Raw genomic sequence first — 15,424 nt, forward strand, 5'->3', positions numbered from 1 at the left:
ACCCTTGTCGGGACAGCAATGACCTTATCTCTCCTTCTGGGGGGAGGGACTGAAGCCGGCCTGTGGTCGGATGCGCTGCTGCAGGTCTGCATTCTTCTTGCGGTCGTTCCTGTGCTCATGGCATCCGACGGCGCTCCGATCGACCAGTCCGTCCTTATCGTCGTTGGCCTTGTTATGCTGGCGCCGCTTGTTCAGCTTCTGCCACTTCCCTCGGGTTTCGTGGAATGGCTACGGATCGAGCCGTTCCGGCAACCCGACGGCTCGTCGGTCAGTTGGCTTACGATCAGCACGGGCGCCGGAAGCACGCTGCTAAGCTTCAGTTATGTGGCCGTGCTCGGGCTTCTTTTTCTCGCGATCATGCGGATGCCCGGACCCTTTGTGCACGCGCTTTTGCCGTTCATGCTTTTGGGCGTGGCCTGCAACGCAGCCTTCGTCTTCGTGCAATATTCGGCGTCCAGCCGGCAGGTAATCGATGGGGTTCTCCCGTTCTCAATCTACTCCGGTCTTTTTGCGAACCGAAATCATCTGGCCTCCCTGCTTTATCTGACCCTGCCATTCCTTGTTTACTTTGCCACCTTCAAGAATCGCGGGCTTGCAGCCGGGCTGGCCATCGTCCTGACCTTGCTGATCTTGCTGGCGGCAGGATCGCGCGCCGGCGCGATCATCGGTGCTGCAGCGGTGATCTCTGCAATCGTGTTCCTCAGGGCACAATCGCGCGCGAGTGTTGCCGCTGTGCTCGGCACGCTGGTGGTTCTCGGCGTTTACGCCATGGGAACGTGGACGATCGTCGAGCAGAAAGAACTGGACGTTGGGTTCGGTCGCTGGGAGTTCCTGCGCACAACGCTTGAAGGAATCAGGGAAAATTGGCTGCTGGGCGTCGGCTACGGCACCTTCCCACGCGCCTACCAAGTCTATGAAGACGCGAACATGATCTTCGCCAGCTTCGTCAACCATGCGCATAATGAATATGCCGAGCTTGTCTTCGAAGGCGGCATCGTAGCTGCCGTCCTGATCGTCGCCTATTGCCTGCTGCTGGTAAGGCAAGGCGTGCTAATCCGGTTCAACCAGTTCCAGAAAGCGGCCTTTCTCGGCATCGTCTTCCTGCTCATCCATTCGGCAGTGGATTATCCGCTGCGAACGATGGCGCTGGCCGTGACCTTCGTCTGGCTCAACGCTGTTATCTTCCACGCGGATTTTAAGCGTTCAACATCGTCAAGTGCTCGTATGATGACGGTTCGGCACAATGGACGAAAGATGAAGGTACCTACACGATCAATCTAGCTTTCACCCAGCTAAGTTATGATGCTTATGCACTTAGGAAAATGGATAGAAGCTGTAGGGTACCCAAGATTTAGCATTAGCTGCGAAATTGAGCCAGACGAACTGCACGGCAGCTGAGTAGAGAATAACAAGTACAGCCACCAAGCTGATTTTCCCGCGAACGGGAAACGCTTCCGGCAATCGCGAGAAGACAAAGAGCTGTATGGGTATGATGTAAAGTGCCAACCTGTCCACAGCGGTTGAGGAAGGCGAAACAAACAAGAAGACGACGAACGCTAATGCGAGGAGTGCCATGTTCGTCCACAGCCGCCTCTCTTCAAGGGAAAGCTGAAAACGGCGTCGAAAAGCCAGAAAAATGCTTGCAGGAAGGGCATTCATCGCGACGCGGATTGCCGCGCCCTGAGACTGATACTCCTTGGTTATGTAGCCATACATGAGGCGGTCAACACTGTCCTCAAGGAACAGGTAATAAAGAAGGGCCGTTGCTCCAGCAATCCAGGCAGCTGTCCAAACCCGCCCGCGATTGCTCGATAAAGCAGCGAGCGGAACAAGCATAACAGCGGACTTGTGGAATGTAGCTGCTAAGGCGATCCAGAAAACAAATTTGACGACCGAACTATCACGTGTAAACGCGCGAAGCGCGAGCATGGCCAAGCCGATAGCGACGCCTTGCCTGGTATAGCCCATAGCAACGACGATCACCAAATATGGGACAGCAACCAACAGGGCCAGCCAAGGTCGTGGCTGCGCCTTTGCAAATGCGACTAAGCCGAATGCAAATAAGCAAGCGCAGACCAGATTAACTAACCAAATATCGCCATCAAGAGTCCAGGATAACCAGTTGACTAGAATATAGCCGGGGTCTTTTCTTGTGAGGACCTCAGTAAATGATAAGCCTACGGTTCTATAGTAATATGCAAGGTATGTTTCCCAATCTCCTCCGACCTCAAATCGAAGGCCGATCAAAACTGCTAATAATATCAAAAAAAAATTGAGTGAGAATGTTCTCTCTCTAGTTTCTAATGTAGACCTCTCTTTGATTGAGGCCCAGAGGGGAACAATAAAAAGTATCCAAAACGGCGCCAATTATAGATCCTCGCGTGATATCTACGTAAGGCATATTGTTACTCAAGTGGGTCAACAAAGGAGTAAAGTATATACCAATGAATAGTGCTGCGAGGGGTGTATAGAACCATTATCTATATGTAATCCCTGAAAAACCTCAGCCATAGCTATATATTAAAATGCTGTCGACAAAACGCTGCTACATGATCCATGGCCTTGACTTTATCGATAAAAGGTTCTGCGGAAGAGCGGACAGTATCACGCGACACAGCTTTCATTCTTTTGGCAAAAGACAGCAAGCTGTCCACGTTAATTATCCTATCGTTAACATAATACGGAAAATCATTGCTCAGCGCTGTGTCTTTATGGCCGGCATAAACGGGCAGGCCCATGGCAAGCATCTCCCTCACCTTTAAAGTTGCTGCTTCCCTTAGGTCTTTTAAGTCCAGAGCAAAAGAGGTCAGCCCAAGGTCGCATCTCTCAAGTATTGGCCGGTAGGCAGCTTCCGGCATGTGGCCTAGCGGTTGGAAAATCGATTTCAGTCTAGCATTTTGTATAATAGCTTGGCGCTGATGTCCAAATAAGTTACCAATCAGGTAGATACGCAACTTATCTTCAATGCTATTATCAGGATATTCTCTCACGGCCGAGAACAGCCGTTCTAACCCGTGCCATTCCGAAAATGTGCCACATATGAAAGCTACATTCACTGTTTCGCGATCACGACGATCCGGCAGTAGTTTGACAGATGACGCTTTTATAGCATTCGGATAAACGCAGCTGGCTTTTGCTCTGTCTGCCCGATGCATTTCGTAGGTAGCAATCTCTTCGGTAACACCAATGATTGCTGCGGCCTGCATGATGGCGGTTTGGCCGGTGATGCTTTCAATCTTGGAGGCTATCAGTCCCCTAAGGCCGCTCCGGATTAGTATAAGTTCTGACATTTCTTTACTATGATGAACCGAGATCCGATTGTGTAATAAGCGAGAGAAAATGAGGGCGAAAGGATCAAACGGCATGTGACGCATGAGGAGAATATCGTTCGTACGAGAGAGACGAGCTGCAACGATCCAGCCGTAGAGGTTCCGGAGAAAAATTGCGCGAAATACCCAAGGTATTTGGCGGATAAAATTATGTGACGAGGGTTCGCAGTGAAGTGCCACTGTAGTCCACATAGTGTTTGACAAATCTGAGCTCGCTTCGGCCTCAAAGAGTAGCTGCTTCTTTTGGCCATCGGACAAACTCCGAACAACTGTTAAGTGAGCGATCCTAATTGGTTGCACTGACAGTCGCCTTACGAACGATAGAAGAGGTCGAAAGTCTCATGTTCGAACTCCCAGCCGGTTCTTAGCTATTGCGAACATGTCAAAAATCTCACTCCGGCAAACAACGATAACGATCCCCAGTGGAACGAGCCAAATGAAAGGGTAAAGAGGAGGCAGTCGTTCTGCCGATCCAACGATGGCTGCCGCCAAAGAGATCATCCCACATAACATTACATAGAGCTTGGCACGTGGAAACTGACGCCACAGCGCCGCCGAGACCTCAGTCCTTAGCAGGAAGAAGACAAAAAACGCAGCAGCGTTCGATAGAACTGCCCCGGCTGATCCATACTGAGGCACCAGCCACCAACTCATCGCGGCGTTGACGAGGAGTGCGGCTACTGTGATCCAGATCGTCCAGCCCGTGCGTCGGGAAATCCCGATGCCAACGGTCGTTACTTCCGAGAGAGTATATAGAAGCGATGGCGCTATCGCAGCTGCAAGCAGATACTTGACCATTCGGTAGTGTGGCGGGAGGAGGTAATCGACGGTCCACGAGAACAGTCCCACGGCAATGAAGATCAAGCACACAATCAGCAAGGCGTGGCGTGCAACGACATCCACTCGTCTCATGTCAATGCCGTGCGCTACCCACTTGTAAACCGTGGGTGCCCAGATGGTTGCGAAGATCGACTGGAAAATGACCGCAGCGCCAGCGAAGCTGTTGACCACGGAATACACCGCCAATTCGTCCAGCGACGACCAATGGCGAAGCGCAAAAGTGCTTGTCGCCGTAAGGCCCCAGTATGCGAGGCCTGAAAACACCAGCGGAAAGCCATAAGCCAGAAGCTTCCTCATCTCAGCCCAGCGAATGCGAGCGGAGCTCATCTGGATCCAATCCTGTCGTGTGTTCCATGCAAAAACCAACATCACCACCAAAATGGAAGCGAACGTAATTCCCTGAAGCAGACGAAAATTTGCATGCGCTCCTGACAGGAAAACAGAACCTATAAGAGTGAGGGAAAGCAGTTTCGGTAGAACTTGGCTCATAGAGTAAGCCCAACCTCGCTCCTGCATTCTAACAATGAGGGAGAGAAATCGAGAAATATAATTGGCGACCAAAGCCAAGACTGTGATGAGGTATAGAGAGGCGTCCCGCGTCGAGTAGAGCCATTGCACTGCCGACTCTCTGACGGGAAGCGTCAGGACAACAAGCACTGCAATCAACAGAAGCCCAGGCAAGAAGCAGGCGGCGAAGAGGTGCAGGCGATCGCTGGACTCGTGATACTCACGTATATAGGCCCGGTCGAGCCCAAAGGTCGAAAGCAGCAATCCAAACGACAGGCATACCTGAAAGACGTTCAAGCGTCCTATGTCAGAGGGCGAGAAGACCCATGCAGTAATCGGTAAGGCGACCACGCCGATCAAAGCGGCCGTTATAGGACCAAATGCATATCCGAGAATGTTGCTTATCTTCATCTGCGGCTAGGCATCAGGGCGCTCTGCAAGTGAAACTGCCTGCGAGACGAAATGAGAGTAGTTGCGCGAGGCGGAGTATCGCTCCTCAACGAATTGCCGTGCACCTGTCCGATAGATCTCTGCCTTTTCGCCTGTCAAAGTGCAGATAGCAGCGTACACCTCCGCCGGATGCATTTCTGCCGACAGTAGGACGCCGGTACCGTCGTTGACCAGTTCGGGCACGCCGCCCACGGCCGGTGCTATCGCTGGCACTCCAAATGCCATCGCCTCCATAATCGAAACGGGAATGCCCTCGGATGCGCTGCTATTGATAAATACATCTACCGGGTTATCGCTGAGGAACTGCAGTACGTCTTTGTTGCTCAACACACCAGCGAACCGAAACCGTGCGTTTGGCAACGTGCCTAAGATGCGCTTGGATGTGGCCTCCAAATCTTGTCTCAATGGGCCGCCGCCAATATGAACCCAGTCGATGACAAGGCCAGGATTTGCGCTGCAGGCCTGACAAATGGCCTCAACTATCTTGTGGATCCTTTTCACCTCCACGCAAAATGACACCGATAGCATGCGCACAACTCCGTCTGTGCTGGCATTGGCCGGCTTCTCCGGAATGGAGACGCCCAGACGGGCGACCTGTAACTTATTAGCGGCAAACCCGTATCGTTCACCTAAATAGATGCATGCATCATTCGAAATGCCATACACGCAGTCAAAATCGTCCACCAACTGGCGTTTGACTGGCATGTAGCCGGCCTTTCGCTTTTCTTCGTAGAGGTCGTATCTGTGGGCTCTGGAAATAACATGCCTGATGCGGCCTTCTCGTTTTAAAAGGCACAGCGCGTAAGCCGTTTCATTATTCCAGTAGCTATAAGCAAGATCAATGGGGCCGGCTCCCCGCAGTCTGCGTGAAATGTCGGCTTTCTCCCTTAAGACAAAGGCGACTGATTTCAGTGCCAGGAAGCACCTTGTAGCGTTCAGTTGGCCTTTGCGATGCAGTTGCCAGAATTCCTCCCACAGGAGAGGGTGGACGAATGCCTGCATTGCGCAGGAAATCTTCACGAAAGCAGAAAGCGAAGATGCTGGCTGAACACCAATGCCGGAGGGTATTGTTCGAGGCGTTCCGCTCGACGTGGAGGGCAGTATAACTACATTCGTTCCTGTCAGGCACGCCCAGTGAACAATCTCAGATTCGATAAATTGCTCGCCATGCGGATAAGGATAGGAAGCAGTGTTGAATACAACCTGCGTCACGTCACTCATCGTGTGACAATCTTTACAATTTCGGACTGGTAGCGCGCATGGTCAATGTCGAGTGGAATGCCAACCTTGATGATCTCGGCTTTGCTGAAGGCTGAACGATAAATTGCCCTCCACTTGTCCCTGACCTGTGCCATGGTAAGGATGGGAGTGCGGTTGCCGCCGAAAGAATTATACTCTTCCCAGTTCAAGTGCCGATGGAATACGCCATATTCGGACTCCATCACCGCAATCGACATCTCTACTGCACTCTCGACGGGCAGTTGAGTCAAGGCCATGTTTGGTACATCTTCTCTAAACAAGTAGAACAGGGTATTGAGCGGTTTTCCGTCGGGCACAACCGAGTCATAGAGTCGGTCAGGTGCCAGCTTCCGTCGAACACGCGATGGGTTAAGACGGTTTTTGACGTGGAAGTGCAGTTGATCGGCAAGGCTGCGTCCGCGCAGAAGTTCACGCGCCATTTCGTTGCCTACGCAGTTGTACCCATAGATCTTAGGCCAGGCCATATTACCAAAAACTTGGCCATTAGCAGACACGATGGAGATATCGTCAGCGATGAAGCCGATATCCTTTTGCTTGCGGAATGCAAGTACGGCCGAAGATTTGCCAACTCCGCCTGTCCCGGCGAGTAACATTGTGCCGTCGGCAGTCGCAACAGCAGCAGAGTGGATCGGAGCTGCGTCTCCGAAGAAATAAACTGAGGGAACTAGGACAAGTTCATGGAGAAGTTGTTCGAACCGCTCAACTTCAGTCGAATATTCCATCGAATAAAATTTACGAGCCGCGCGTTTTAGATCGCTAGTTTCAGGAATCACAACATCAACTGCAAGGACACCAGCATCCGTATACTTCCAGGACGCAGAGATGCTGCCCATATGCACGCGCATCTCGCCTAAAGCGCTTTGATGTATCTTTGGATTGACTGAAGCAGGCTGGAACTCGGGCAGTTTCGCGGATATGACAACCCTTACGTCGGGGTCACAGTGGCTCGGTGCATCGGGATACAGGCAAATACTAGGCGGTAGGACTGAGTCAAATTGTCGAGCCCAGTGGAACTCATACTTTTTCCCGAAAAGCCGTTTAGTGCATTTTTTCATGTTTGGGAGACCGCGAGTTCTTCAGGCTTTATTAAATGGCAGATGAGAGGAAGACTATCTAACGAAGCTATGTTATCAATCGGCGAAGGCTTCATGCAGAAACCTGCTCTAGCGTCACCGTCCTGCCCCGCAGGAGATAGCGATCTCCCGTATGCGGGCATGTGCATTCTGCCTCGCCTTCCAAGGGCAGATCCAGCCGCTCGCCAAATGCGCTCATCCAACCGATCTGCCGCGCAGGAACGCCGACCATCAAGGCGAAATCAGGCACGTCGCGGCTGACAACCGCGCCGGCGCCGATAAAGGCGAAGCGGCCAACTGTTACGCCGCAGACGATCGTGCAATTGGCACCGAGTGTCGCGCCGTGGCGGATAAGTGTGTTGCGATATTCGTTCTTGCGCTCCACCAGCGCACGCGGATTGTGCACGTTGGTGAACACCATGGACGGGCCGCAGAACACACCGTCTTCCAAGGTCACATTGTCATAGACCGACACATTGTTCTGGATCTTGCAGCGATCGCCGATCACGACCTTGTTGCCGACGAAGACGTTCTGCCCAAGCGAGACGCCTTGGCCAATGCGCGCGCCGCCGCAAACATGGGCGAAGTGCCAGACACGGCTGCCATCGCCGATCTCCGCACCCTCATCGACAATCGCGCTGGGATGGATCGAGCCGGCCATCAGCGGCGGTTCCGCATGAAGGGATGTTGTTCCCCAGCTGAGGTGATTTGCGCCGAGCGGATATGAGCGACCGTTTCGATCGCGACGCGGTTTTCTTCCAGTCCAAAACCTCGGCCAGCCAGAATTTCCTCGTAGCTGCGTGTATGAAGATCCGTGAAGCCGTCGGAAAACTCAATGCTGTCGCCGTCTGCAAGGATGGCACGGTAGGTGCGCTTGCCCTTCGAGCGCTCCTCTTCGGGAATATCGTTGACGTCGACCGAAAGGAACCAGCGCACGCGCGCACGCTCATATTCCAAATAGCCGGAAGCTTTTGTTTCGTCGTGCAGATGAACGATGTTCTCCTGCAGGGCGCCGAAGGCGAAATGCAGCATGTCATAGAAGTGCACGCCGATATTGGTCGCGATGCCGCCGGACTTGCGGTCGTCGCCCTTCCAACTCTGCAGGTACCACTTGCCGCGTGATGTGATGTAGGTCAGGTCGACATCGACTTTGCGGTCTGCCGGCGCACTCTGCATCTTCTCGCGCAGGGCAATGATCGCCGGATGCAGGCGCAGCTGGAGGATGGTGTTGATCTTGCGACCGGTGTCGCGCTCGATCTCCGCAAGGCCATCGATGTTCCAGGGATTGAGCACCAGCGGCTTTTCGCAGATGACATCGGCGCCGGACCGCAGGCCGAAGCGCATATGGCTGTCATGCAGGTAATTCGGCGAGCAGATCGACACGTAATCGATGCCTTTCTCCTGCCGGCGAAGCTTGTCGACGTGGCGGTCGAAGCGCTCGAACTCCGTGAAGAAGTTGGCTTCCGGAAAATGGCTGTCGATGATACCGACCGAGTCATTGGGATCGAAAGCCGCAACCAGGTCGTTGCCGGTCTCGCGAATGGCCTTCATGTGCCGAGGTGCGATGTAGCCTGCAGCGCCGATCAAAGCGAAGGATTTCATGGGTTCTTCCCTTGTCAAAGCCGCAGGTCTGCAGTGCCGTTGGGCAGAACATGCTTCAGATCATAAAGAACATGGTCCTCGGCCCCCAAGGCGCGAATGCCGTCTGAACCCATCTCGCCGAACTCACGATGCGCCACCGCCAAAATCACACCGTCATAGCTTTGGGCATCTGGGCTTGTGATCAGATCAATCCCATATTCATGCTTGGCTTCATGCGCATCGACCCAAGGATCGTAAACATCCACCGCGATGTTAAACTCTTCCAACTCGGAAACGACATCCACCACCCGCGTGTTGCGCAAATCCGGGCAGTTTTCCTTGAAGGTCAGGCCGAGAACGAGCACGCGGGCGCCGTTGACCTGGATGCGGCGCTTGAGCATGGCCTTGACCATCTGGCCGGCGACATAGGCGCCCATGCCGTCGTTGATGCGGCGTCCGGCTAGGATCACTTGCGGGTGGTAGCCGAGCGCTTCTGCCTTGTGCGTGAGGTAATAGGGGTCGACGCCGATGCAGTGACCGCCGACGAGGCCGGGGCGGAAGGGGAGGAAGTTCCACTTCGTGCCGGCAGCCTTCAGCACGGCTTCCGTGTCGAGATCCATGCGGTTGAAGATGATGGCGAGTTCGTTGATGAGCGCGATGTTGAGGTCGCGCTGCGTGTTCTCGATGACCTTTGCCGCTTCCGCCACGCGGATCGATTCAGCCTTGTAGGTGCCGGCTTCGATGATCGAACCGTATAGCGCGTCGACCAGGTCGGCGACTTCCGGTGTCGAGCCGGATGTAACCTTGCGGATCGTGGTCAGCCGATGCGCTTTGTCGCCCGGGTTGATGCGCTCTGGCGAGTAACCGGCGAAGAAATCCACGTTGAACTTCAGACCCGAAACACGCTCAAGAACCGGAACGCAGTCTTCCTCGGTGGCGCCGGGATAGACCGTGGATTCGTAGATCACGATATCGCCGCGCTTCAGCACGCGTCCGAGCGTTTCCGATGCCTTGATGAGCGGCGTAAGGTCGGGGCGCTTGCTGTCGTCGATTGGGGTCGGAACGGTGACGATATAGATTTGTGCGGCAGCGAGTTCCGCTGGGTCCGCGGTGAAGCTCAGATGCTTGGCTTCGGCCAACTCCTCGGGAGACGTCTCCAGCGTATGGTCGGTGCCGCCCTTCAATTCCGCGATGCGAGCCTGATTGATGTCGAAGCCGAGCACCTTGCGGTGTTTGCCGAACTCGACAGCCAAAGGAAGTCCGACATAGCCGAGACCGATTACGGCCAGCGTGGCATCATCCTTGGGCAGCATGCGCGAAAGCTCACTCATTTCTGATAGTAGTCCCTGAACCAGGCCACGAACATCGCAATGCCTTCGCGGAAATCGGTTTGTGGGCGGTAACCCGTCAGTCGTTGAAGAAGATCAGCATCGGCCCATGTCGCAGGCACGTCGCCCAACTGCATGTCCATGTAGTTGCGGACGGCCTTCTTCCCGAGGCAATCTTCGATCGCATCGATGAAATCGAGCAGCCTGACCTTTTCGGAATTGCCGATATTGACGATGCGAAAGGGCGCGACAGGCGACAGGCTGTCACCTGGCTCGATCTCGTCCTTGGAGGCCGGCCGCATCGGCGGCGCATCGATCAGGAGGCGGATGCCGCGCACGAGATCGTCGACATAGGTGAAGTCGCGATACATGTCGCCATGGTTGTAGATGTCGATCGGGCGGTCATCCAGGATCGCATCGACAAACTTGTAGAGCGCGAGATCCGGACGGCCCCAGGTGCCGTAAACCGTGAAGAAGCGGAACATTGTCGTCGGAAGGTTCCAGAGGTGAGCATAGGCATGCGCCATGCTCTCATTGGCCTTCTTGGTTGCCGCATAGATCGTAAGCTGGGTGTCGGCTTTCTCGGTTTCGGTAAACGGCATCTCATCATTGGCGCCGTAGACCGATGAGGTTGACGCCATCAACAGATGTTGCACCTGGAGCCGCCTGGCAGCCTCCATGACGTTGAAGGTGCCGATCACATTCGCGTCGAGATAGGCGCGTGGGTTCTCCAGGCTGTAGCGAACCCCGGCCTGCGCCGCGAGGTGGACGATCACATCCGGTGCGAAGTCGTTCGCGACCTGGTCAAACCGTGCCTGATCCTCCAGCATGCCCTCTGTGGCAGAGAAGTTTCCATTCTGAAGCAGCATGGCATGACGACGCTGCTTAAGGCGGACATCGTAATAGTCCGTCATGCCGTCATAGCCATGGACGCGAAAACCCTCGGCGAGCAGCAGCTTGGCCAGATGAAAGCCAATAAAGCCAGCTGTGCCCGTTACGAGGATACGTCTCATGCAGTCATGCTCCTGAAGCGAGCCAACTCATGGCTGAACGCCAACAAGCTGGTTCACCTGATTATCTTGCGCGGTGTGGCTGAAGGTCGACCTTTGGCTCTACACGCTTGAACGAGCATGGTGGCTCGCCTGAAAGTCTGTACGTTGCTGTACGCGACGCTTCCTACGCCATCAAGAGCGACACCTGCCTGCAAGTGCGGACACGAAGCACCGTCGCCACACGCACTTACAACGCCTTGTATGACAATTTCAACATCAGGGTTGCGTGATATAGGTGTTGGTGTACGTTGCGGGCCGCCGAAACAGCCCCCGAAAATCATTCATGCCGTCACTTGACCAGTCGATCCCCAGGCTTGGCGCACAGCGCGGCCTGTTTGGCATGATGCGGTTCCAGCTTCTCGGTGGATTGGCCTTTGCGATCCTGCTGCCAGCGGTGCTGCGGATGAGCAGTGGCGGTATCTCGATCTTTTCGGAGCGTAATATGCAGACCACCTTGGTGGCCGCGTTTTGCGCGCATCTGCTCGGTTACCTGATTTATCGCAAGCTGGTCAGGGTTCCGGGTATTGCAGGAGCGGGTTCTATCTTCCCAACCTTCGCCTTGTCCTACGGAACGATTTTTCTCATCATCTTCTTTTGGCGCCTGGATTACAGCCGCTTTCAGGCCGCCGGCAGCTTCGCCATGTCGACGCTATGGTATTTCGGCATGAGCATTGTGTCCCGCCGGCTCTCACCTCGGGAGCTTGCTGTTGTGCCTGGTGGGGCTGTGGACGTGCTGACGGAGATCCGCGATGTAGTCTGGCATCGTGTTCGCACTCCCACAACGCCGCCTGCTGGGGTCAGCGGTATCGTCGTAGACCTGCGTGCCGATCTCTCCGACGAGTGGGAGCGCTTCATTGCCGATGCCGCTTTGGCGGGAATCCCTGTTTATCACCTGAAACAGGTCCTTGAGTCGCTCACCGGCCGCACTGACATCGAGCACCTTTCCGAGAACACGTTGGGATCGCTCAACCCCAACATGCTGTACCTCAAAATCAAGCAGGCCTTGGACTGGGGCTGCGCTCTTCTTGCTTTGATCGTCTTGTCGCCGCTACTACTGGCAATCGGCTTGGCAATCCGCTGGGATTCTCCAGGCCCTGCGCTATTTCGTCAGCAGCGGATGGGTTACCGGGGACAAGCCTTCCACATGGTCAAGTTTCGCACCATGCAAGCCGAGCAACCTGCCGGACGAAGCCGGGAAGCAGCCGTTACCAGGGACAACGATTCGCGGATTACGCGTCTGGGGCGGTTCCTGCGCCGCACCCGGCTCGACGAACTTCCGCAAGCGGTAAACATCTTGCGCGGAGAAATGAGCTGGATCGGGCCGCGCCCGGAAGCCATGGCGCTCTCTGAGCTTTATGAAGAAAAGCTGCCTTTCTACCGCTATCGGCATATCGTTCGGCCCGGCATCACCGGTTGGGCTCAGGTTAATCAGGGGCATGTCTCGAGCGTAGACGAGGTTCTGAGTAAGCTTCATTACGACTTCTACTACATCAAGAACTTCTCGCCTTGGCTTGATCTAGTGATTGTATTGCGAACGATCAAGACAATGCTAACTGGCTTCGGCGCGAAGTAGGCGACTGTGGCTTCAAAGCATTTGCCCGAGAGAGGGCGCCTACATCTGGGCAGCCAGTCCTGTTCCTTCGGTATGACCAACCACGATTTTCAACGGCATCATCGTGTTCGGACGCGCCTATGAAAATCCTCATGACCGTGAACGCTGCCTGGAACATTGTTAATTTCAGACGATCGGTTCTAGACGGCTTGGTTGCGGACGGTCACGAGGTGACGGTACTTGCGCCACCCGATGACAGTGTTCCAGAACTAGCAAGCCTCGGCGCTCGGTTCCTGCCGCTGGCGATGAACGTGAAGGGCCTCAACCCATTAGACGATTTAAAGCTTTTGCGAAGCTTCAAACGGCATTTTCGTGCGGAGCGTCCGGATGTTGTTCTTAGTTATACGATCAAGAACAATGTTTTTGGCGCCATGGCAGCAAACGCCTGCGGCGTTCCTTTCATCCCAAATGTCAGCGGCCTTGGGACTGCCTTTCTCTCGAATGGCACGCTGCGGTTTATCGCCGAAAACCTTTATCGACGGGCGTTCGGCAAACTTCGGTTCATCTTCTTCCAAAATGGCGATGATCGTGCGCTGTTTATCCAAAGGAAGCTTGTGCGACCGGAGCAAGCGCGCCTTTTACCTGGCTCGGGCATAGATCTTTCGCGCTTTGCTGCAAGCGATCTACCTCCGGAAACAGAGGCGACGACTTTTCTGATGATCGCTCGTCTGTTGCGCGACAAGGGCGTGCTAGAATTTGTTGAAGCTGCGCGGCTGATCAAGGCACGCGCGCCAAACACTCGCTTTCAGCTTCTTGGAGCTGCCGGATCGGAGAACCGCACGGCGATCGATCTTGCAACGGTCGAAATGTGGGAGCGGGAAGGCATTGTCGAGTATCTCGGAACAACGCCGGACGTGAGGCCCTTCATCAGATCCGTGCAGTGTGTCGTTCTGCCATCCTACCGAGAAGGCGCGCCACGCACCTTGATCGAAGCTGCCGCCATGGCACGTCCGCTTATCGCGACGGATGTCCCAGGATGCCGATCGGTCGTGGACGACGAGGTCACCGGCTTTTTGTGTGCCGCTCGTAGTGCCGATAGTCTTGCCGCAGCAATGGAGCGCGTTCTTCAACTGCCCCAGCAGGCACGGACCGCCATGGGACGTGCCGGGCGTTTGAAGATGGAAAGAGAGTTCGATCAGGCTATTGTGCTGGCTGCTTACGAGAAAGCCATCGGCGAGTTGACGACCAGAGGGTCCTCAGCGGTAGAGTTGGTAGTCGGCGGGTGATGCCGGAAGGTATCATGCTACTCGTTGGTTGTGGTCTGTCGCTCGCGAACAACAAGTGAGCTATCCACACGATCACGATAGCTCAACACAACGGCTGCGACAGCTGGCCAGAACATCGTGTTAAGCGTGTCCTTGAGGCTTTCGATCCAGTTGATCGTACCGGTCCAGACTATCCAGTCATAGCCGTCCAGCGCTTCATTGAAGAGCGTAGCCGCCAAGGTCAATGTCCAAGCTATTGCCAGCCGACGCGAACTTTGACGAAACAGTCCAAGCAAGACAAAGAAGAGCAGAAGACCAACATGCACATGCATCGCATCATGGGACAGGGAGATGGAGCCCGCGACCCAGGACTTGATGTTATACCAGCGCATAATCGGAAAGCTTCCAGTTTTAGGATGGTGCAAAGAGCGGCTGATCAGCCAGCAACGGGAGATGAGCCAATCGACAAAGGTCGATCAACGGAACCCTTAGGTTGGCTGCCACAAGAATAGCGCCGCCGGTTTCAGGAACAAGATGGAGCGGCCGGACCCAGTATTTTCGCTCCTATGCTCCGCGCCCCTGCCCTCGGGAACTTGACCACCCCGCCATCGGTTGTCCCAGCAACAACCCAACCAAGCGGGAGAAGCAGGATAATGGCGAAGCAGAAGGACGGGTCTTCGGCGGCGAGTGCGGTGGAAGCAACGCCGGATGTGCCGGGGCAGGGTGATTTGAGCAAGATCAAGACGGTGGATCTGTCCTTGCACGGGGACGGGATCGATCATTGGCAGGATGAACCGCAGGATGCGGGCGAAGATGCCAAGCCGCGGGACAAGGATCGGGAATAGGTTGTGTTTGCTTTGCATGGTGCTTCGAGGTGGTTCGAGCCCGGGAACTGCGTAGTTCAGCCGTCGCGATGAGGTCCAGGCGCGGACATTCGATATGCGGCCTTGGTGATCGGCCGATTCGCTGTTAGGCTGGCGCCAACTCAAAGACATGATGCACCTGCAGCTGCCTTCTGGCGCGCGGTGCGGAAGGATTAAACGTGAAGGATCCCGATCCCGACGCTCATGCGTCGGCGAACAGGGGGTCGATGCATGGATCGGGGCAGGGCGCACGTCCGGCCGAGGCCGAATCTTCTTCTGAAGGGGCTGGTTCGCGATCCGCAAGGTCCCCGGCGCAGCCGCCGT

14 protein-coding genes are annotated in these 15,424 nt (G+C 55.0%); 4 read left to right on the forward strand and 10 right to left on the reverse strand.

The window, feature by feature from the left end; all coding sequences use genetic code 11:
- Positions 1–18: 18 nt before the first annotated feature.
- Positions 19–1,281 carry an O-antigen ligase family protein gene (locus tag RTX98_RS10915; RefSeq protein WP_312796551.1) on the forward strand — a complete coding sequence of 421 codons (1,263 nt, stop codon included), beginning with the start codon at positions 19–21 and terminating at the stop codon, positions 1,279–1,281.
- A 33-nt stretch (positions 1,282–1,314) separates the two neighbouring features.
- Here the strand turns inward: RTX98_RS10915 and RTX98_RS10920 are convergent, their stop codons facing one another.
- The 9 genes from RTX98_RS10920 to RTX98_RS10960 form a co-directional block, all read right to left on the reverse strand.
- Positions 1,315–2,367: an EpsG family protein gene (locus tag RTX98_RS10920; protein ID WP_312796552.1), complete on the reverse strand. Its 1,053-nt coding sequence runs from the start codon at positions 2,365–2,367 to the stop codon at positions 1,315–1,317.
- Positions 2,368–2,513: 146 nt separating this feature from the next.
- Complete coding sequence (locus tag RTX98_RS10925) at positions 2,514–3,374, reverse strand: hypothetical protein (protein ID WP_312796554.1); 861 nt, start codon at positions 3,372–3,374, stop codon at positions 2,514–2,516.
- Positions 3,375–3,668: 294 nt separating this feature from the next.
- The gene (locus RTX98_RS10930) at positions 3,669–5,087 is read right to left on the reverse strand and encodes a lipopolysaccharide biosynthesis protein (RefSeq protein WP_312796555.1); all 1,419 of its coding nucleotides are present in this window, start codon (positions 5,085–5,087) and stop codon (positions 3,669–3,671) included.
- Between the two features lie 6 nt (positions 5,088–5,093).
- Positions 5,094–6,347, reverse strand: coding sequence for a glycosyltransferase (locus RTX98_RS10935; protein WP_312796556.1), 1,254 nt, complete (start codon positions 6,345–6,347; stop codon positions 5,094–5,096).
- Positions 6,344–7,225 (reverse strand): hypothetical protein, encoded by an 882-nt coding sequence (locus RTX98_RS10940; protein ID WP_312796557.1) that lies wholly within the window; start codon positions 7,223–7,225, stop codon positions 6,344–6,346. The genes RTX98_RS10935 and RTX98_RS10940 overlap by 4 nt, the downstream gene beginning before the upstream one ends.
- 307 nt (positions 7,226–7,532) lie before the next feature.
- Positions 7,533–8,120 carry an acyltransferase gene (locus tag RTX98_RS10945; RefSeq protein WP_312796559.1) on the reverse strand — a complete coding sequence of 196 codons (588 nt, stop codon included), beginning with the start codon at positions 8,118–8,120 and terminating at the stop codon, positions 7,533–7,535.
- A complete protein-coding gene (locus tag RTX98_RS10950; RefSeq protein WP_312796561.1) occupies positions 8,120–9,061 on the reverse strand; it encodes a Gfo/Idh/MocA family oxidoreductase in 942 nt (313 codons plus the stop codon). Before RTX98_RS10950 ends, RTX98_RS10945 begins: the two co-directional genes overlap by 1 nt.
- A gap of 14 nt (positions 9,062–9,075) precedes the next feature.
- The gene (gene tviB / locus RTX98_RS10955; RefSeq protein WP_312796563.1) at positions 9,076–10,371 is read right to left on the reverse strand and encodes a Vi polysaccharide biosynthesis UDP-N-acetylglucosamine C-6 dehydrogenase TviB; all 1,296 of its coding nucleotides are present in this window, start codon (positions 10,369–10,371) and stop codon (positions 9,076–9,078) included.
- Complete coding sequence (locus RTX98_RS10960; RefSeq protein ID WP_312796565.1) at positions 10,368–11,381, reverse strand: NAD-dependent epimerase/dehydratase family protein; 1,014 nt, start codon at positions 11,379–11,381, stop codon at positions 10,368–10,370. The genes tviB and RTX98_RS10960 overlap by 4 nt, the downstream gene beginning before the upstream one ends.
- A 322-nt stretch (positions 11,382–11,703) precedes the next feature.
- Between RTX98_RS10960 and RTX98_RS10965 the strand changes: the two genes are divergently transcribed.
- Together RTX98_RS10965 and RTX98_RS10970 are read left to right on the forward strand one after the other, a co-directional pair.
- Positions 11,704–12,993: a sugar transferase gene (locus RTX98_RS10965; protein WP_312796567.1), complete on the forward strand. Its 1,290-nt coding sequence runs from the start codon at positions 11,704–11,706 to the stop codon at positions 12,991–12,993.
- 119 nt (positions 12,994–13,112) lie between these two features.
- Positions 13,113–14,258 carry a glycosyltransferase family 4 protein gene (locus RTX98_RS10970; RefSeq protein WP_312796569.1) on the forward strand — a complete coding sequence of 382 codons (1,146 nt, stop codon included), beginning with the start codon at positions 13,113–13,115 and terminating at the stop codon, positions 14,256–14,258.
- Between the two features lie 17 nt (positions 14,259–14,275).
- On the opposite strand, the gene RTX98_RS10975 is transcribed toward RTX98_RS10970, so the two are convergent.
- Entirely contained in the window at positions 14,276–14,476 is a 201-nt protein-coding gene (locus RTX98_RS10975; protein ID WP_312796570.1) for a hypothetical protein, read from the reverse strand.
- 414 nt (positions 14,477–14,890) lie between these two features.
- Between RTX98_RS10975 and RTX98_RS10980 the strand changes: the two genes are divergently transcribed.
- The gene (locus RTX98_RS10980) at positions 14,891–15,082 is read left to right on the forward strand and encodes a hypothetical protein (protein ID WP_312796571.1); all 192 of its coding nucleotides are present in this window, start codon (positions 14,891–14,893) and stop codon (positions 15,080–15,082) included.
- Positions 15,083–15,424 lie beyond the last annotated feature (342 nt).

The sequence above is a fragment of the Tianweitania sp. genome, from assembly GCF_032053605.1.
GTDB lineage: Bacteria > Pseudomonadota > Alphaproteobacteria > Rhizobiales > Rhizobiaceae > Tianweitania.